The following is an 18,331-nucleotide window of genomic DNA, read 5'->3' as shown; positions in this document are numbered from 1 at the left end:
GGTCTCCTCAGGCCTTCGGCTCGGTGTCGGCGGGTTTCGGCGCGCTGGCCAGGGCCTGGAGCAGGGCCTCGTCCTTGATCGCCTTGAGGATGATCTCCTCGGCGCCGGTCTTGCCGTCCATGTAGGTCAGCAGGTTGGCCAGCTGGGTGCGGGCCTCGAGTAGCTGGTTCAAGGCGTCGACCTTGCGCGCCACGGCGGCGGGGCTGAAGTCGTCCATGCTTTCGAAGGTGATGTCCAGGCTCAGGTTGCCTTCACCGGTCAGTTCGTTGGGCACGTTGAATGCCACGCGGGGCTTCATGGCCTTCAGGCGCGAGTCGAAGTTGTCGACGTCGACTTCCAGGAACTTGCGGTCGGCCACCGCCGGCAGCGGTTCGGCGGGCTTGCCGGCGAGGTCGGAGAGCACGCCCATGACGAACGGCAGCTGGACCTTCTTCTCGGCGCCGTACAGCTCGACGTCGTACTCGATCTGCACCCGTGGCGCACGGTTGCGCGCGATGAATTTCTGGGAGCTGTCTTTCGCCACGTTGTTCCTCCTGGTCGCCGATGCGGCGGCTCTGTTCGTTGCGGGCGTCGGTGTTTAAGCGGCGTCGAGGCGTCAGTCGCCTTCGGGGCCGCGCAGGTTCTCGAATTGCGACAGACCGTCGGGGATCAGGTCGCGGACGATGGTCGCGAAATCGGCGTCGACCAGGTTCTTCGCCCGGCGCAGCAGCACCGGCAGCGGGCTGGAGGGCTCGTGGCGGGCGTAGTACTGCAGCAGGCGTTCAAGGCTTTGCAGGACGTCGTCGCGGCTGTTGATTTCGCCTGGCCGCGCCGTGGGGCGGGCCGTGGCGACCGGGGCTGGCTGCGGGTCGTCGTCGGCGCCGTGCGCCGGCTCGTCCGTAGCGCTGTCGGCAGGGGCGGCGCCCTCGGGGCTGTAGTCGGCCAGCACCTGCTGGACCAGGCGCAGCGGCTGGCGCAACGCGGACAGGTCGACGCCGCTGGCCGAGCCGACCTGGTCATTGACCCGGCTTTCGATGGCGTCCAGGGCTTCGCGGGCCAGCTGCAGGGCCTGGCGACATTGCGCAAGCTGCTCGGGGTCGGCGTCGCGCAGGGCGGCGGCCAGTTCCTCGGCGCTCAGTTGCTCGCTGGCGAAATGCTGCACGCCCGCGGCATGCAGGGCGGCGCGCAGGGTCACCGGGCCGAAGGCGCGCGAGCGCACCAGCACGGCGTCGCGCAGCAGGGCGATGTTGGTGTCGCAGGTGAGGCCGGCCAGGGCGTTGACGCGCACGGTGGGGTCGTTGTCGTCGGCGGCGTCCAGCTGCGGATGCAGGTACAGCCAGTACTCGCCCAGCAGGTCGCGGATCAATTCGAGACTGGCGGCCAGGCCCGGCAGGCCGTGCAGGGCCAGGTTGGCCTGGACCAGGAAGTGGGTGATGCGCAGGTCCTTGCTGCGTTGCAGCAGGCTGGTGCAGGCCTGGTCGATATCGCGCCACTGGGGCGGTTCGGCGGCCTGCACGGCGTCGCCCATCACGCGCTCGGGGCGGCCCTGGGCATCACGCTCCAGTTGCAGGAAGTCGGGGTCGTATTCGAGGTCGTCGCCGCAGGGAAAGTCTGCGGAAACAGCGGCGAGCAGCAGCGGCGAGTTCACCAGAATTCGATCTCCATATCGGCCCTTGGCGAGGGCTTGCTATGCGCAAAGTTGCAAAGTGTGAACGCGCGCACAAACTTGTCAAAGAATGCGAAGTTGATATCAGTGTGATATCACCATGACACTCTCAAGTTGCGCATTTATGGTTTATTTCCAAATTGCTGTCAAGGTAAGCTAGCCGCCGCGAATAGTGACTGTGAACCAGTTGGCAGGTATTCACGGCCATTGGTCAGGTGCCATCAAAGTGCCTTTCCAATAGGGTTTAATACGACCTTCCGGATGATGATTGATGGTTTGCAGGCCTTTGATTTCAAGGCTTTCAGCGATCAGTAGGGTCGGGCTTGTCCATCCATTCATTTGAATGGATAAGCGCTTCATATATATGCAAGGAGGCATGATGGCACTTTGCCTGACTATTACCAGCTACCACAAGATTACCCCTGGGCAATGCCCGGAGAAGTTGCTGGAAACCGGTGCCATCAGTGTTGGGCGCGCGGCGGATAATGATTGGGTATTGCCCGATCCAGAGCGCCTTGTTTCCTCGAAACATTGTGTGATCCAGTTCAAGGAGGGTCGCTATTATCTGACCGATAACAGCACCAACGGTGTGGAATTGGTGCATGCCGGCATCCGACTGCGGCGTGGCAACAGCGAACCGCTGATGGATGGCGAAGTTATTCGAATTGGCGATTACGAGATCCAGGCACGGATCGATTCCGGCCTGTCGATCCCGCTCGCCGGACAACCCGACGTCCACAGTTTCGAAGCGTTGATGGCCAATCAACTGGCCACCCCGAACGCACCCATCGCTGGCGCGCCCGCCGCTTTCCTGCAAGGCGCGTCGAGCCACGATACCCTGCCGGATCTGTTCGACTTTCTCGGTCCCTCCAGTGTGCCGCCGATCAGCCAGCCCGATCATGTGCCGGCCCAGCAGCATGACTTTCGCCCACCCACGCCGGTTGCGCCGCCGCCCGAGCCGGCCCCCGCGCCAGGTGTGATCCCGGCCGACTGGGACCTGTGCGACGAAACACCGGCGCCCGCCCCACGGGCTGCTCCGGTCATTGCACCGCAGGCGTCTGCCGTCGCGTCGCCCCTGCCCGCGCCTGCTCCTGCCCAACCGGTCCCTGCCCAGCCTGTCGCCAGCGACGCGCTGCTCCAGGCGTTCCTGCGTGGCGCGGGCATCGAGCAGCTGCGCATCGACGCGGCCGACGCCGCCGCGCAGATGGAGGCCATCGGCCGCAGCTACCGGCTGATGGTCGAGGGCCTGATCGATGTGCTGCGCGCGCGCAGCAGCCTGAAGGGCGAGTTCCGCATGCAGCAGACCACCATCGCCCCGGTGCGCAACAACCCGCTGAAGTTCGCCCCCAACGTTGACGAGGCGCTGCTGTTGCTGCTGCGCGAGGGCAACCAGGCGTTCATGGCCCCGGACCAGGCGGTGCGAGACAGCTTCGACGACCTGCGCGCCCATCAGTTGGCGGTCATGGCGGGCGTGGAGGCGGCCATCAAGCACCTGCTCCAGCGTTTCGAACCGGCCCGCCTGGAGGAGCGCCTGGCGCCGGCCGCCGGGCTGGCGAAAATTTTCGGCGGCTCGCGCCAGGCCCATTGCTGGCAGCAGTTCACCGAGCTCTACAGCCAGATTTCCCGGGAAGCCGAGGACGACTTCCAGGACTTGTTCGGCCGCGAATTCAGCCGCGCCTACGAGGCCCACGGCAGCCGATTGCAACGTACCTGAGGCCAGCGCCCGGGATTTAGGAAGAACACAAGACGTCATGAGGACGAGCATGAGTGCAACACGACTGATCGCAGCCCTGGCCATGGTGCTGCTCAGTGCCTGCAGCAAGGACACGCCGAGCGAGGCCGCCCCCGTCGAGGCAGCGGCGGCTTCGGGCATCACCCTGTACTTCAGCGCCGCCGCCGGCCTCAACCCTGGCGCCAGCGGCCTGCCCGCGCCGGTGCGGGTGCGCATCTACGAGCTGAAGAACAGCGCCGCCTTCGCCCGCGCCGACTACTTCGCCCTTGCCGAACGCGCCCAGGCCACCCTGGCCGCCGACCTGATCGACCAGGACGAAGTCCTGCTCCAGCCCGGCGAGCAACTGCGTCTGGAGCGCCCGCTGGACCCGGCCACGCGCCAGGTCGGCCTGGTGGTCGGCTACCGCGAGGTCGACCAGGCCCAGTGGCGCAGCGTGCTGCCGGTGCCGCCCCGCGACTATCAGATCAGCCTCGATGTGCGTGCCGTGCGCAGCGCCGTGGCCACCCCACAACCTGAGCCTGCCCGCTAGGCAATCGGAGAAACCATGTCCTGGAACAATCGCGTGGTCTGGTCGGAAGGGATGTTCATCACGACCCAGCACTTCCAGCAGCACGACCGCTACCTGGAAAACTTCGTCGATGCCCGCAGTCGGCCGCTCAGCGCTGCCGCCTGGGGCTTCTGCGAGCTGCTCGTCGACCAGGGCCTGCTGGCCCAGGGCAAGCTGGCGATCCTCAGTGCCCGTGGCCTGCTGCCCGACGGCACGCCGTTCGATATCCCGCGCGACGACCTGCCGCCGGCGCCGCTGGAGATTCCCGACGCGCTGCGCGACGGCGTGATCTACCTGGGCCTGCCGCTCAAGCGTGCCGGCGCCCGCGATACCGTCGATGACGGCGACGCGCTCGATGGCGCGCGCTATGTCAGCCGTATCAGCGAAGTACGTGACGACAACGCCCCGTTCGAAAACCGCGCGCCGTTGGCCCTGGGCAGCCGCGCCCTGCGCCTGCTGCGCGCCGAGGATGGCCTGAGCGACTATGCCGCGCTGGGGGTGGTGCGTATCCGCGAAAAACGCGCCGACCGCGCCCTGGTGCTGGACGACAGCTACATCCCGCCGCTGCTCGATGTCTGCGCCAGCAACGTGCTGTCGAGTTTTCGTGGCGAGCTGCTGGGCCTGCTGCACCAGCGTGGCGAAGCCCTGGCCGGGCGCGTGGTGGCCTCGGCCAACGGCGGCGCCTCGGAGATCGCCGACTTCATGCTGCTGCAACTGGTCAACCGCGCGCAGCCGTTGGTCGAACACCTCAACCAGCTGACCCCGCTGCACCCGGAGCGCCTGTATAGCGAGCTGGTGGCCCTGGCCGGTGAATTCGCCACCTTCACCCGTGACGGGCGTCGCCCGGAAAGCTACCCGGTGTACCAGCACGACGACCTGGCGGCGACCTTCGCCCCGGTCATGGCCGCCCTGCGCGATGCCCTGTCGATGCTGATCGACAGCAAGGCCGTGGCCATCCCCCTGGTGGAGAAGGCCTACGGCATCCACGTCGGCATGCTCGCCGACCGCAGCCTGCTCGACAGCGCCAGCTTCATTCTCGTGGTGCGCGCCGACGTGCCCAGCGAAACCTTGCGCAGCCGCTTCGGCCAGCAGAGCAAGATCGGCTCGGTGGAACACATCCGCGACCTGGTCAACCTGCAACTGCCGGGTATCGGCCTGTTGCCGCTGCCGGTGGCGCCTCGGCAGATTCCGTTCCATGCCGGGTCCACCTACTTCGAACTCGACCGGGGCAGCGAGCACTGGAAGCAACTGCAGCATTCCGGGGGCTTCGCCTTCTACGTCGCCGGCGAGTTCCCCGGCCTGAACCTGGCCTTCTGGGCGATTCGGGGGTGATGCCGTGATGTCGGGTGCTCGACTTGATAATGCCGGGACCGCGTTGCGGTCCTTTCGCGACACAAGGCCGCTCCTACAGGGGAGCGCGAACGCCTGTAGGAGCGGCCTTGTGTCGCGAAAGGGCCGCAACGCGGCCCCCGATGCCACCCCCTATCCAAGGACCGGAGACTAAGCCGCGATGCAATCGGACGATCCGTTGGCCAATGACCGCACCCAGTTCATGCCTCGCCCCGGTGGCCGTGGTCCGCAGCCGGCCACGCCGGCATCGGCCGCGCCACCGCCGCCGCTGAATGTGCCCGCCGAACCGCTGGCGCCGGGGCAGGCCACGGGCCTGAACCCGCTGGAACAGGCGGCTGGCCCGTTGCTGGCGCTGCTGACGCGCCTGCGCAACACCATCGCCCACCCGGCGCCGGCCAGCCTGCGCGCGCAGTTGCTGGCCTACCTGCGCCAGTTCGAGGAGCGCGCCGAGGCCGCCGGGGTGCCGCGCAACGAGGTGCTGCTGGCGCGTTATGCGCTGTGCACCGCGCTCGATGAAGCGGTGCTCAGCACGCCGTGGGGCAGCGCCAGCGACTGGGGCAAGCAGAGCCTGCTGATCACCGTGCACAACGAGGCCTGGGGCGGCGAGAAGGTGTTCCAGCTGATGGAGCACTGCCTGCAGAGCCCGCGTGAGCGCCTGCACCTGCTGGAGCTGCTGTACCTGTGCACCAGCCTCGGCTTCGAAGGCCGCTACCGGGTGATGAACGATGGCCGCGCCCAGCTCGAAGCCCTGCGTGAGCGCGCCGCCGCGACCATTCGCAGCGCCCGTGGCGAGCTCGAACGCGAGCTGTCGCCGCACTGGCGCGGCGTGACCGTGGCCCGTGATCGCCTGGCGCAGTTCGTGCCGCCCTGGGTCGGCCTGGCGGTGGCCCTGGCGCTGCTGTTGCTGGTGCTGTTCGGCCTGCGCCTGAAGCTGGCGGCCGATGCCGAGCCGGTGTTCCGTGGCATCCATGCGCTGGGCGAGATCCCGGTGCAGGCCATGGACCGCCCGGTGGTGCAGCCCAAGCCTGTCGAGCGTCCGCGCCTGGCCGGCTTTCTGGCCGAGGACATCAAGGCCGGCCGGGTCGCCGTGGAGGACGCGGTGGACCGCTCGGTGGTGACCATCCGTGGCGACGAACTGTTCGCCTCGGCCAGCGCCAGCATCAAGAGCGACTTCCAGCCGCTGATGCTGCGCATCGCCGAGGCCGTGGCGAAAGTGAAAGGCAATGTGAAAGTCACCGGCCACAGCGACAACCAGCGCATCGCCACGATCCGCTTCCCGTCCAACTGGGCGTTGTCCCAGGCCCGCGCCGAAGAGGTGAAGGACATCCTCGCCGCCCGCACTGGCCAGCCCGGGCGCTTCACCGCGCAGGGCCTGAGCGACACCGAGCCGCTGGCGTCGAACGACAGCGCGCAGGGCCGGGCGAAGAATCGCCGGGTTGAAATTACCGTTCTGGCGGAGGGCGTCGAGTGAAGGCGTTTTTCAATGTTGTCATTCGCTGGGTGGTCCCGGTGCTGGGCCTGCTCGCCCTCAGCCTGATCATCTGGTTCCTCGGCCCGCTGCTCGATGCGCTGGTGCCGGCCGCGCCACGCGTGGTGCTGATCGTCCTGCTGTTCGCGGTGTGGATCGCCTACCGCGTGTGGCGCATCGTCCAGGCCCGTCGCCAGGCGGCCAAGGTGATGCAGAGCCTGGCCGCCGAGACCACGCCGGACCCTGCCAGCGTGGCCACCGCCGAGGAGCTGGCGACCCTGCGCCAGCGCATGGACGAAGCTCTGGTGCTGCTGAAGAAGGCGCGCCTGGGTGGTGACGAGCGGCGCAACCTGTACGAGCTGCCGTGGTACGTGATCATCGGCCCGCCCGGTTCCGGCAAGACCACCGCGCTGGTCAATTCCGGCCTGCATTTCCCGCTGGCGGCGCAGATGGGTGAAGGCGCCATCCGTGGTGTCGGCGGCACGCGCAACTGCGACTGGTGGTTCACCGACCAGGCCGTGCTGCTCGATACCGCTGGCCGCTACACCACCCAGGACAGCCACGCCCAGGTGGACAAGGCGGCCTGGCTGGGCTTCCTCGACCTGCTCAAGACTCAGCGCTCGCGCCGTCCCATCGATGGCGCGTTCATCGCCATCAGTCTGTCCGACCTGCTGCTGGGCAGCGATGCCGAGCGTGCCGCCCATGCCGCGGCGATCCGTACCCGCATCCAGGAGTTGTACAGCCAGCTGGGCGTGCGCTTCCCGATCTACCTGATGCTGACCAAGCTCGACCTGGTGCCGGGGTTCATGGAGTTCTTCGACAACCTGAGCAAGGAAGAGCGCGCGCAGGTGTGGGGCATGACCTTCCCGCTCGACGACGGCCAGCAGGGTGACGGGCCGTTGGCGCAGTTCGGCAGCGAGTTCGCCTTGCTGGAGCAGCGCCTGAACCAGCGTCTGGTCGAGCGCCTGCAACAGGAGCGCGACCCTGCCAGGCGCGACCTGGTCTACGGCTTCGTCCAGCAGTTCGCCGCCCTGCGCGGCAACCTCAAGACCTTCCTCGATGGCGTCTTCAAGCCCAACGCCTTCGAAGAGCGCGCCCTGCTGCGCGGCGTGTACTTCACCAGCGGCACCCAGGAAGGCAGCCCCATCGATCGCCTGATCGGCAGCATGGCCCAGAGCATGGGCCTGGATCGTGCTCACCTGGCGCGGCAGAACGGCACCGGGCGCAGCTATTTCATCGAGAAGCTGTTCAGCGCCGTGGCCTTCGCCGAGCGCGGCCTGGTCGGCAGCAACCCGAAGGTCGAGCAGCGGCGCAAATGGATCGCCCGGGGCGCCCTGGCCCTCAGTGTGGCCTTGGTTCTGGTGGTGGGTACCTTGTGGACCCTGAGCTATCGCGCCAACCAGCAGTACATCGCCGAGGTCGACAGCCGCCTCAAGCCGCTGGGCAAGAGTGTGCAGGAGCTGAGCCCGGCGCAGCGCAACGTGGTCGACGTGCTGCCGTTGCTCAACGGTGTGCGCCGCCTGGCCGAGGATCCGCCGGGCTGGGCCGAGGGCCTGGGGCTGTACCAGGGCGACATGCTCGAAGGGGAGTCCGACAGCGTCTACCGCAAGCTGCTGATCGCCATCTTCGCCCCGCGCCTGGTCACCCGCATCGAGGAGCAACTGTACGCAGGTGGCCCGTCCGACTACCTCTACGAAGGGCTCAAGGCCTACCTCATGCTGGCCGATGGCGAGCACTACGATCCCGAGTTCATCAAGGCCTGGATCACCCTCGACTGGGAACGCAGCCTGCCCCGGGACCTGGCCCCGGACCTGCGCCAGGCCCTGGAGCAACACCTGGTGGCACTGTTCGACAAGCGTCCGCCCAATGCCCGCCTCGATCAGCGCCTGATCGACGACACCCGCCGCCAGCTCCAGCAACTGCCGGTGGCCCAGCGTGTCTATGATCGGGTCAAGCGCCAGAAACTGCCGGCCGGGGTCAGCGACTTCCGCGTCAGTGACGCAGCCGGCCGGGATGCCGCGCTGGTGTTCCGTTTCAAGAACGGCAAGCCGCTGAGCGAGCCGCTGCCGGGCATCTTCACCGTCGAGGGCTATCGCAAGGCGTTCCTCGCCGCCAGCCTGGCTCACAGCGAGACGCTGGCCGAGGAGCGCTGGGTGCTGGGCCGCGAGGCCAGCGAGTCGGGCGACGCCAAGCGCCTGGCCGACGATGTGCTGCAGCTGTACTACCAGGACTACATCCGCACCTGGGACGCGCTGCTGGCGGACCTGGACTTCGTGCCGATCACCAGCGTCGGCCAGGCCGCCGATGTGCTGCGGGTGCTGTCCGGGCCGAGCTCGCCGATGAAGAAACTGCTGCAGGCGGTGGCCAAGGAAACCAACCTGGCGCAGCCGAGCACCCTCGACAAGGTCCAGGCCAAGGCCGAGCAGGCCGGTGTCGACCAGCTGCGCCAGCGTCTCGGTGGCCTGCTCGGCGACGCGCCATTGCCCAGCGACAACTCGGCCGCCCGCGAGGTGGACCCGGTGACCGCGCACTTCGCCGAGCTGGCCGCGTTGGTGGAAACCGGCGAGGGCACGCCTGCGGCCATCGATGGCCTGCTCACCGATCTCAACGCCCTCTATGTGCAGGTCAGCGCCATGGTCGGCGCCAGTGGCGAGGCGCTGCTGGGCGAGGCCAAGAACCAGGCCCAGGCCGCCGCCCAGCGTGTCGCCCTGGGCGCCGCGCGTCAGCCCAAGGTGGTGCAGAACCTGGTGAGCTCGGTGCTCGGCTCGACCCACAACATCGTCATGGGCGGGGTGCGCAACCAGCTCAACGCCGCCTGGACCAGCGAAGTGGTCAATGTCTACCGCCAGTCCCTCAGCGGTCGCTATCCGCTGGTGGCCGGCAGCTCGCGGGATGCCACCCTGGAGGACTTCGGCCAGTTCTTCGGCATCGGCGGGGTGATGGACAACTACTTCCGCAAGTACCTGCAGCCCTACGTCAACACGTCGAGCACACCGTGGAGCTGGCAGCCGGGCGCCGCGCAGAAACTGGGGATCAACAGCAACGTGCTGTACACCTTCCAGCGCGCGGCGAGCATCCGTGACGCGTTCTTCCGCAACAGCAACGGCGTGCAGCCCGGCGTGCGCTTCGAGCTCAAGCCGGTGGCGATGGACGCGAGCATCACCCAGTTCCTGCTCGACCTCGATGGCCAGCAGGTCAGCTACGACCATGGCCCGAGCCGGCCGGTGGCGCTGCAGTGGCCCAATCCGAACAGCATCGGCGTGGTGCGCCTGTCGATTTCGCCACCCTCGGCCACCGGCCGTTCCGGTCTGACCGTGGAAGGTCCCTGGGCCTGGTTCCGCCTGCTCGACCAGTCCGATCTGGTGGCCGGAAGTTCGCCGGAGCGCTTCAACCTACGCCTGCGCGTCGATGGCGCCAGCGTGTCCTACGAGCTGCGTGCCAGCAGCGCCTTCAACCCGTTCCGCAGCCGAGTGCTCAGCGGTTTCAGCCTGCCGGAGCATCTGTGAACGACGTGGGGTTCTACGGAAAACTGGCCAGCCGCGGTGACTTCGTCAGCCGGGGCCTGCCACGGACTTTCATCCAGCCCTGGGACCAGTGGCTGGCGGCGGGGATGCAGGCCAGCCAGCAGGCATTGGGCGAGCGTTGGCTCGAGGCCTACCTGGTCAGCCCCCTGTGGCGTTTCGCCCTGGCGCCGGGGCTGTGCGGGCCCGAGGCGGTCATCGGCGTGCTGATGCCGAGCATCGACCGGGTCGGACGGTATTTTCCGCTGACCGTGGCCCAGGTGCTGGAGCCGGGACAGCCGTTGGCGCCTGTGGTGGCCGGGGCCGAGGAAGGGTTCGAGGCGGTCGAGGCGGCGTTGCTGGCGACGCTTGAGCCGGGTGCGGCCTTTGAGGAGTTTGAAGCTGCTTTGCAGCCTTTTCGCGGTGCGAGGCCGCTCCTACAAGGACCGCGTTTGGCTGTGGGTGGGTTGCAGCGGTTGGATGCGACGACCCCGCAAGGGCGTGCGCTGGCCTTGGCCGAATGCGCCTGCGAGGGCATGAGCCTGTGGTGGGGCAGGGGTTCCGAACGTATCGCCCCGGGGTTGATGCGCTGTGCGGGCTTGCCCCGCAGCGAGGATTTCGCCGGGTTTCTACTGGGTAGCGAGGCGCGCAGCGAATGACCGACATGCAGTACACAGCGGCCAGCTACAGCCATGTCGGCATGGTGCGCAAGATCAACGAGGACGCCTGCCTGGAATTGACCTGGGCGGGGCTGTGGGCGGTGGCCGACGGCATGGGCGGGCACGCGGCGGGCGACTATGTCAGCAGCCTGGCGATGGACAGCCTGCGCAGCCTGCCGATGCTCGACTCGCTCGACGACTTCACCGGCGAGGTGCGCGACGGTCTTGCCTGGGTCAATGGCATCGTGCGCGAGGAAACCGTGCGCCGCGGCGTGGCGATGATGGGCAGTACCGTGGTGGTGCTGGCCGCCCGGGGTGAGCAGGCCATCGGCCTGTGGGCCGGCGACAGTCGTCTGTACCGGCTGCGCGAGGGTCGCATCGAGCGCCTGTCCCACGACCACAGCTACGTCCAGGAACTGCAGGACAGCGGCCTACTCAACGAGGCCGAGGCGCGGGTGCATCCGCGCGGCAACATCGTCACCCGCGCCATCGGCGTCGAGGATCACCTCGAGCTGCAGGCCGTCGCCCTGCAGGTGCGGCCCGGCGACACCTACCTGCTGTGCAGCGATGGCCTTAACAAGACCGCCGAGGACCACGAGATCGCCGACGTGCTCGGCCACGCCGATCCCTACGAGGTGGTGCGCAGCCTGGTGCACCTGGGCCTGACCCGTGGCGCTCCCGACAACATCACCGCCGTGGTCGTGAAGGCGAACTGAAGAAAACATGGACATGCAGATCCCCGGATTCGACATCGACAGCGAGCTTGGCCAGGGCGCCATGGCCAGCGTGTACCTCGTCACCCAGCGCTCCCTCGAGCGCAAGGTGGCGCTGAAGATCATGGCGGCGAGCCTGGCCGCCGACCCGACCTTCTGCGAGCGCTTCCTGCGCGAGGGCCGCACCCTGGCGCGGCTGGCGCACCCGAACATCGCCACCATCCACGACATCGGCAATGTCGGCGAGCTGTACTACATGGCCATGGAATACCTGCCCAGCGGCACGCTGAAGGAGCGCATCGCCGCGGGCCTGACGCCCGAGCAAGGATTGCTGTACGTCCGCCAGATCGCCCAGGCCCTGGGCTATGCCCACGCCCAGGGTCTGGTGCACCGCGATGTGAAGCCGGCCAACATCCTGTTCCGCGCCGACGGTACCGCCGTGCTGTCGGACTTCGGCATCGCCAAGTCGCTGGATGACCGTACCCAGTTCACCCAGGCCGGTTTCGCCGTCGGCACGCCGAGCTACATGAGCCCGGAGCAGGCGCGCGGCATGGAGATCGACGGGCGCGCCGACCTCTATGCGCTGGGCGTGGTGCTCTACGAGATCCTCGTCGGCAAGCTGCCGTACAACGGCACCGACGCGCTGTCCACGGCGCTCGCGCACCTGACCGAGCCTCTGCCGGAACTGCCCATCGAACATGGCCGCTACCAGGACATCCTGCGTGGCTTGCTGGCCAAGGATCCGAACGAGCGCTTCGCCGATGCGGCGGCGTTGCTCGCCGCGCTGGACCGCCTGACGCTCCAGGCGCCGATCGACGAGAACGAGAGCACATTGGTCCGCCCGCTGCCGATCCCGCCACCGGCTACCCCGAAGCCGGTGTCCATCGACATTCCGCAGGCCGCTGTCGTGCCTGAGCCCAAGCCTGCGCCTGCGGTGAAGTCCGGGTCGAACAAGCCCGCCAAGGCCGTGCTGGCGGTGGCTGTCGCGGCGGCATTGGGGCTGGGTGGCGCGTTCTTCTGGTTGCTCGGTGACAACGCGCCCGTGCCTGACACGCCTGTGGTGCAGGCGCCCGCCGACGGTGTGGCCCCGGCCGAGCCGAAGATGACGCCCGTCGCCACCACGGACGATGGCCGCCCACTGTTGATGCCAGGCAAGAAGACCCTGTTCCAGCGCGTGCTGACCAAGCCAGACGCCCAGCTGATGGCCCAGCCAGGTGACGCTTCGGGCGAGCAGTTGCCGGCCTTCTCCGTGCTCTACGTCTACCAGCGCAAGGACGTCGGTGGCCAGGCCTGGGTCCAGGTCGGCGCCGCCAGCGATGGCCAGCGCGACGGCTGGCTGCCGGCCGACCAGACCAGCGACTGGAAGCAGAGCCTGGTGCTCAAGTTCACCGAGCGCTCCGGCCGTTCGCCAGTGATGTTCATGCGTCAGGCGAACGACGTGCAGCACTTGCTCGACGACACCGGCAAGGCCCGCGACAGCCTGCTCAAGGCGCAGAACAACCCGGCGCAGGTGCCCCAGGTAATGGCCCTGGAGCCAGCGGCCAGCGCCGTGCCGCAGAATCAGTTCTACCTGATGCCGATCTTCGACTACCGCGAAAGCTTCGATGAAAGCGGCCAGCCGGTGCAGTTGCTCAACATCGCTTCCATCGACCCCGGCGCCAGCGCCCGCGATGGGGCGCCCAAGGCGGCTGGCGTGGCGGCGGTCGGCGACAACAGCTTCCGCACCGGCATCGTCCTGGTGGTGGACACCTCGGTGTCGATGCAGCCCTACATCGACCGGGTGCGCCAGGTGGTCAGCGAGTTGCAGCAGCAACTGGCGGCCCGTGGCGAGCTGGACAGCGTCAGCTTCGGCCTGGTGGGCTTTCGCAACAGCGTCAAGCGCACCCCGGGCCTCGACTACCTGAGCAAGACCCTGGTCAGCCTGGAGGAAGGCCGCGATCCGGCGCGTTTCCTCAAGGCCGCCTCGCAGGTCAAGGCCACCAGCGTGTCCAGCCACTCGTTCAACGAGGACGCCTTCGCCGGGGTGATGCAGGCGGTCGAAGGCATGGACTGGTCCGGCTATGGCGGGCGCCTCATCCTGCTGGTCAGCGATGCCGGCGCGCTGCGCAAGAACGACCCGTTCAGCAGCACCCAGATGAACGAAGCCGAAGTGCGCCAGGCCGCGTTGAGCAAGCAGATCAAGATCTACGCCCTGCACCTGCGCACCCCGGCCGGCGTGAAGAATCACGGCATGGCCGAGACCCAGTACCGCGTGCTGACGGCCGACAGCAACCCGCAGATCGGCGACCTCTATGTCGGCGTGCCGGGCGGCGAGGTCGGTGTGTTCGGTGACCGTGTGCGCGAAATCGGCTCGACCTTCGCCGAGCTGGTACACCAGGTGCGCAACCAGCAGCCACAGCCGGTGCCGTTGCTGACCTCGGCCTCGAGCCTGGCGGCCAAGTCCCAGGCCATCGGCTACGCCATGCACATGGACTTCCTCGGCCGCCACGGCGCCAGCCAGGCGCCGCAGCTGGTCAGCGCCTGGACCGCCGATCGCGACCTGACCAACCCGGCGCTGCCGACCCTGCAGGTGTGCGTGATGCTCACCAAGCTGCAGCTCAACGACCTGCAGCAATCGCTCAAGCTGATCGTCGATGCCGCGCGCAAGACCCGCAGCTCGCCGGGTGACTTCTTCAACGAGATCGCCAGCGCCAGTGCCTACATGAGCCGCGACCCCGGCGCGTTGCGCAAGGGCACCAACCTCGCCCAGGGCGGCGTGCTCGGTGAATACCTCGAGGGTCTGCCGTACCGCAGCAAGTCCCTGAGCATGACCCAGGACCTGTGGCTGTCGCTGTCGGTGGCCGAGCAGGAGGACTTCATCGACGAGCTGGACTCGAAGATCCGCTTGTACGAAACCTTCCACAACGACATGGCCAACTGGGTGCGCTTCGGCAATGCCGAGCCGGGTGATGCCCTGTACCGTGTGCCGCTGTCGACGCTGCCGTGATGATTCGCCTGGACGGGGTGCGCAAGACGCGCGGGCAGGGCGCCCAGCGTTACAGCCTGCGGATCGACCAGCTGCACCTGGCCGTGGGCGAGCGGGTGGCGCTGGTCGGCGCGAGCGGCTGTGGCAAGAGCACCTTGCTCGACCTGCTGGCGCTGGTGCTGGCCCCGGATGCCGCCGACGCGTTCACCCTGGGCGGCGAGGATGTCGCCGGGCTGTGGCGCGGCCGGCAGCTCGATCGCTTGGCAGACTTGCGCAGCCGCAACCTCGGCTACGTGCTGCAGGCGGGCGGGTTGCTGGGCTTTCTCGATGTGCGCGGCAATATCCGCCTGCCGCGCCAGTTGCTGGGGCTGGACGATGACGGCAGCGTCGAACGCCTGGCCGCGGCGCTGGATGTGCACGATCAGTTGGGCAAGAAACCCGCCATGCTGTCCCTCGGCCAGCGCCAGCGGGTCAGTTGCGCCCGTGCCCTGGTCCATGCCCCGGCCTTGCTGCTGGCCGACGAACCCACCGCGGCGCTGGACCCGGTGAACGCCGAGCGGGTGATGCAACTGCTGCTGCGCGAGGCCGAGGCGCGCCAGGTGACCTGCGTGGTCGCCACCCATGACGAAGCCCTGGCGCGCAATGCCGGGCTGACGGTGCTGCGCATGGCCTGCCGGCGCGATGCCGACGGCGGGGTCACCGCGACCCTGGAGAGGGCCGCCTGATGCGCCCGTTGCTGATCGCCGGCCTGGCCTGGCAGGACTACCGCAACGACGCGCGGCTGTCGGCGTGCAGCGTGCTGGCGCTGGTGGCGGTGATCGCGCCGCTGCTGGTGCTGTTCGGCTTGAAGTTCGGTCTGGTCGGCAGCCTGACCGAGCGCCTGCAGCGCGACCCAGGGGTGCGCGAGATCGTTCCGCTGGGCGGTGGGCGTTTTCGCGACGAATTCATTCAGGAGCTGGCGCAGCGCCCGGGCGTGGCCTTTGCCATCCCGCGCACCCGGCAGATCGCGGCCACCGCCGAGCTGCTGCTGCCCGCCCAGGGGCGCGGCGTGACGGTCGAGATGCTGCCCACTGCCAAGGGCGATCCGCTGCTTCAGCAGGTTGCGCCACCCAGCGAGCTACAGCAGGTGGTGCTGAGCTTCACCGCCGCGGAAAAGCTCGGCGCCAAGGTGGGTGACGCACTGTGGGCCAGCTTCAGCCGCCAGCAGGCCGGTCAGTTGCAGTGGCGACAGACACGCCTGCAGGTGATCGCCGTGCTGCCGCTGGCCGCCTTCGAGCGCGATGGCCTGTTCGCGCCGCTGGCGCTGCTCGAGGCGGTGGAGGATTACCGTGATGGTCGGGCCGTGCCGGCGCTGGACTGGCAAGGCGACGGGCAGGGCAGCGACCTGAAACGGGTGTACCCGGCGTTTCGCCTGTATGCCCGCGAGCTGAACGACGTCGAACCGCTGCGCCGCTTCTTCGCCGAACGCAAGCTGCTGGTCGCCACCCAGGCCGCGCAGATCGCCCAGGTGCAGTCGCTGAGCCGCAACCTCGACCTGGTGTTCTGGATCATCGCCAGCCTGGCCGTGACCGGGGCGGTGGCGGCCATCGCCGCCGGTGCCGTGGCGGCGGTGGAGCGCAAGCAGCGTGAGCTGGCGGTGCTGCGTCTGCTCGGCTTCGGCACCGCCGCGCTGCTGCTGTTCGTGATGCTCCAGGCGCTCTACAGCGGTGTGCTCGCCGCTGCCGTGGCGGGGCTTCTGTACCTGCTGGCCGAACACGGCCTGAATCGACTGTTCATGCAGGTGCCCGGCGAATTCGCCAGCCACCTGCTGCCCATGCACTACCTCGTCGCGCTCTGCGCCGTGCTGCTGGCCAGCACCGCCGCCGCCGCCCTGGGCGGCTGGCGGGTGGCGCGCATCGAGGCCAGCCAAGGAATCCGTGATGTCTGAGCGTCGCCTTGGGGCCGTTGCCCTGATCCTCACCACCCTGACCCTGGGCGCCTGCTCCCCGGCCGATGGCGACGACAAGGCAAGGCCGGCTGCGCAGTCCCAGCCCGGTGCAGACGGCAAGTTCGACAATCCCAAGCCGCTGCCGGGTGATGTCAGCCTGCCGCTGCCCTGCGGCGGCGAGCTGGTGTTCCGTAGCGTCTATGTGCTGGCCCAGGGCAGCCTCGACGACCGTGAGGTCAACCTCGGCTACCCGTTCAGCGAAGGCGAGGCCGGCTACAAGCAGTCGTTCATCTCCGGCTATCGGCGCGACTTCATCAACGGCCAGTTCAGCCTGCAGGACCTGGCGCCGCAATGGCAGAAGGCGGTCGGCCCGAGCCTGCCGAAGGTCGACAAAGGCAGCCCGCTGACGCCAATGATGTACTTCATCGGCAAGTACGAAGTGACCGCCCGCCAGTACGCCCAGGTGATGGCCCAGGCGCAGTCGCTGGCCAGTGGCGACGCGGCGCCGGCCTGCGAGACGACCAGCGACGCGGCGGGGCGCCTGCCCAAGGTCAAGCTGTCGCGCTTCGAGGCCGAGCGCTTCGCCGCCGTCTACAGTGCCTGGCTGATGAAGCATCACCGCGACCTGCTGCCGGTCAGTGGCCGTGGCAGCAAGGCCGAGGACGGTGGCACCGGTTTCGTGCGCCTGCCCACCGAAGTGGAGTGGGAATTCGCCGCCCGGGGCGGTTCGGCCGTCAGCCGCCAGGAGCTGGAAGGGCGGTTGTTCCCGCGCAAGGTCGAAGGCGCCGACAGCGAAGGGCCGCTGGCCGACTTCGCGGTGTTCAACCAGGTCGCCGGTGGCACCGGGCAGGCGGCGCGGCTGATGCCGGTCGGCACCCGGCAACCGAACCCACTGGGCCTGTTCGACGTGATCGGCAACGCCGCCGAGATGGTCCAGGAGTCGTTCCAGCTGGTGCACGCCGGGCGCCTGCAAGGCGCCTACGGTGGCTTCGTGGTCAAGGGCGGCAACTACCTCGAAGGCGAGGGCACCTTGTTCACCGGCATGCGCCGCGAGTACCCGCTGTTCGGCGCCGACGGCACCGAGCAGCGCAACGAGACCACCGGATTTCGCGTGGCCATCGGTGCCCTGTCGGCGCCGCGTTCGCGCTACCAGGAACTGTTCGAGCAGTGGCAGAAGGAAGGCCGCCTGGCCAGCCTGACCGACGACATCGACGCCGCCCAGGACCCGACCAAGCGCCTGGACAGCATCATCGCCGCCGCCACCGACCCGCGCCAGCAGGCCGAGCTTGGCCTGGTCAACGAAGAGCTCAAGCGCAATGTCTCGCTGATCGCCCGCCAGCGTGAAGAGGCGGCCGGCAACCTGATCCAGTCCGCCGCGTTGGTGGCCGAGACCATCAACAACTACAACATCCGCCTGACCAACCTGCGCAACACCCAGGCCAAGGCCGAAGCCGCGGGCGATCAGACCAGCGCGCGCATGTACGGCGCCGCCATCGCCAATGGCCGCGCCGCCCTCGACGGCGCCGTGGCGATCTACATCGACAACCTGTCCAGTGGCACGCGCTACACCGACGCGGTGATCCAGGCGCAGTTCCAGCGGGTCAGGGAAGAGCTCAATCGCAAGCCGGTCCTGGGCAACAGCCTGGTGACCCGCGCCACCCTGTTCGTCCGCCACGTCGGGGAGTACCGCCAGAACCGGCGGGCCGATCCGGCGACGATCCTCAAGGAGCTGCTGGCATCGGCCGCCCCGCGACCCTAAGGACAGCTTCCGCAGAAAGGACTCCCGGGTGGCACGAGGCCCCCGGATACCGAGAAACCCAAGAAG

Annotated in this window: 13 protein-coding genes; 11 read left to right on the top strand and 2 right to left on the bottom strand. The window is 68.2% G+C overall.

Annotated elements, in window-relative coordinates; translation table 11 throughout:
• Positions 1 to 7: 7 nt before the first annotated feature.
• Together tssB and tssA are read right to left on the bottom strand one after the other, a co-directional pair.
• Complete coding sequence (gene tssB, locus N7422_RS05840) at positions 8 to 523, bottom strand: type VI secretion system contractile sheath small subunit (RefSeq protein WP_279805607.1); 516 nt, start codon at positions 521 to 523, stop codon at positions 8 to 10.
• Positions 524 to 595: 72 nt separating this feature from the next.
• The gene (tssA, locus tag N7422_RS05835; RefSeq protein ID WP_279805606.1) at positions 596 to 1,627 is read right to left on the bottom strand and encodes a type VI secretion system protein TssA; all 1,032 of its coding nucleotides are present in this window, start codon (positions 1,625 to 1,627) and stop codon (positions 596 to 598) included.
• Between the two features lie 397 nt (positions 1,628 to 2,024).
• Between tssA and tagH the strand changes: the two genes are divergently transcribed.
• The 11 genes from tagH to N7422_RS05780 all read left to right on the top strand — a co-directional run bounded on the left by tagH (position 2,025) and on the right by N7422_RS05780 (position 18,265).
• Positions 2,025 to 3,359 carry a type VI secretion system-associated FHA domain protein TagH gene (gene tagH, locus N7422_RS05830; RefSeq protein ID WP_279805605.1) on the top strand — a complete coding sequence of 445 codons (1,335 nt, stop codon included), beginning with the start codon at positions 2,025 to 2,027 and terminating at the stop codon, positions 3,357 to 3,359.
• A gap of 49 nt (positions 3,360 to 3,408) precedes the next feature.
• On the top strand, positions 3,409 to 3,906 hold the full coding sequence (gene tssJ / locus N7422_RS05825) for a type VI secretion system lipoprotein TssJ (RefSeq protein ID WP_279805604.1): 498 nt from the start codon (positions 3,409 to 3,411) through the stop codon (positions 3,904 to 3,906).
• 15 nt (positions 3,907 to 3,921) lie between these two features.
• Positions 3,922 to 5,256 (top strand): type VI secretion system baseplate subunit TssK, encoded by a 1,335-nt coding sequence (tssK, locus tag N7422_RS05820; protein WP_279805603.1) that lies wholly within the window; start codon positions 3,922 to 3,924, stop codon positions 5,254 to 5,256.
• Between the two features lie 178 nt (positions 5,257 to 5,434).
• Positions 5,435 to 6,745 (top strand): DotU family type VI secretion system protein, encoded by a 1,311-nt coding sequence (locus tag N7422_RS05815; RefSeq protein ID WP_279805602.1) that lies wholly within the window; start codon positions 5,435 to 5,437, stop codon positions 6,743 to 6,745.
• Complete coding sequence (gene tssM, locus N7422_RS05810) at positions 6,742 to 10,248, top strand: type VI secretion system membrane subunit TssM (protein WP_279805601.1); 3,507 nt, start codon at positions 6,742 to 6,744, stop codon at positions 10,246 to 10,248. The genes N7422_RS05815 and tssM overlap by 4 nt, the downstream gene beginning before the upstream one ends.
• Positions 10,245 to 10,901 carry a type VI secretion system-associated protein TagF gene (gene tagF, locus N7422_RS05805; protein ID WP_279805600.1) on the top strand — a complete coding sequence of 219 codons (657 nt, stop codon included), beginning with the start codon at positions 10,245 to 10,247 and terminating at the stop codon, positions 10,899 to 10,901. The genes tssM and tagF overlap by 4 nt, the downstream gene beginning before the upstream one ends.
• On the top strand, positions 10,898 to 11,617 hold the full coding sequence (locus N7422_RS05800) for a protein phosphatase 2C domain-containing protein (RefSeq protein WP_279805599.1): 720 nt from the start codon (positions 10,898 to 10,900) through the stop codon (positions 11,615 to 11,617). Before tagF ends, N7422_RS05800 begins: the two co-directional genes overlap by 4 nt.
• A 7-nt stretch (positions 11,618 to 11,624) precedes the next feature.
• Positions 11,625 to 14,600: a serine/threonine-protein kinase gene (locus N7422_RS05795; RefSeq protein WP_279805598.1), complete on the top strand. Its 2,976-nt coding sequence runs from the start codon at positions 11,625 to 11,627 to the stop codon at positions 14,598 to 14,600.
• The gene (locus N7422_RS05790; RefSeq protein ID WP_279805597.1) at positions 14,600 to 15,304 is read left to right on the top strand and encodes an ABC transporter ATP-binding protein; all 705 of its coding nucleotides are present in this window, start codon (positions 14,600 to 14,602) and stop codon (positions 15,302 to 15,304) included. The genes N7422_RS05795 and N7422_RS05790 overlap by 1 nt, the downstream gene beginning before the upstream one ends.
• A complete protein-coding gene (locus N7422_RS05785) occupies positions 15,304 to 16,506 on the top strand; it encodes an FtsX-like permease family protein (protein ID WP_279805596.1) in 1,203 nt (400 codons plus the stop codon). Before N7422_RS05790 ends, N7422_RS05785 begins: the two co-directional genes overlap by 1 nt.
• Positions 16,499 to 18,265, top strand: coding sequence for an SUMF1/EgtB/PvdO family nonheme iron enzyme (locus tag N7422_RS05780; RefSeq protein WP_279805595.1), 1,767 nt, complete (start codon positions 16,499 to 16,501; stop codon positions 18,263 to 18,265). Before N7422_RS05785 ends, N7422_RS05780 begins: the two co-directional genes overlap by 8 nt.
• Positions 18,266 to 18,331: the final 66 nt, after the last annotated feature.

This window comes from Pseudomonas sp. GD04091, from assembly GCF_029836165.1.
In the GTDB taxonomy this organism is placed as follows: domain Bacteria; phylum Pseudomonadota; class Gammaproteobacteria; order Pseudomonadales; family Pseudomonadaceae; genus Aquipseudomonas.
The sequence above is the reverse complement of the archived record's forward strand: the minus strand, read 5'-3'. Positions and strand labels throughout refer to the sequence as shown.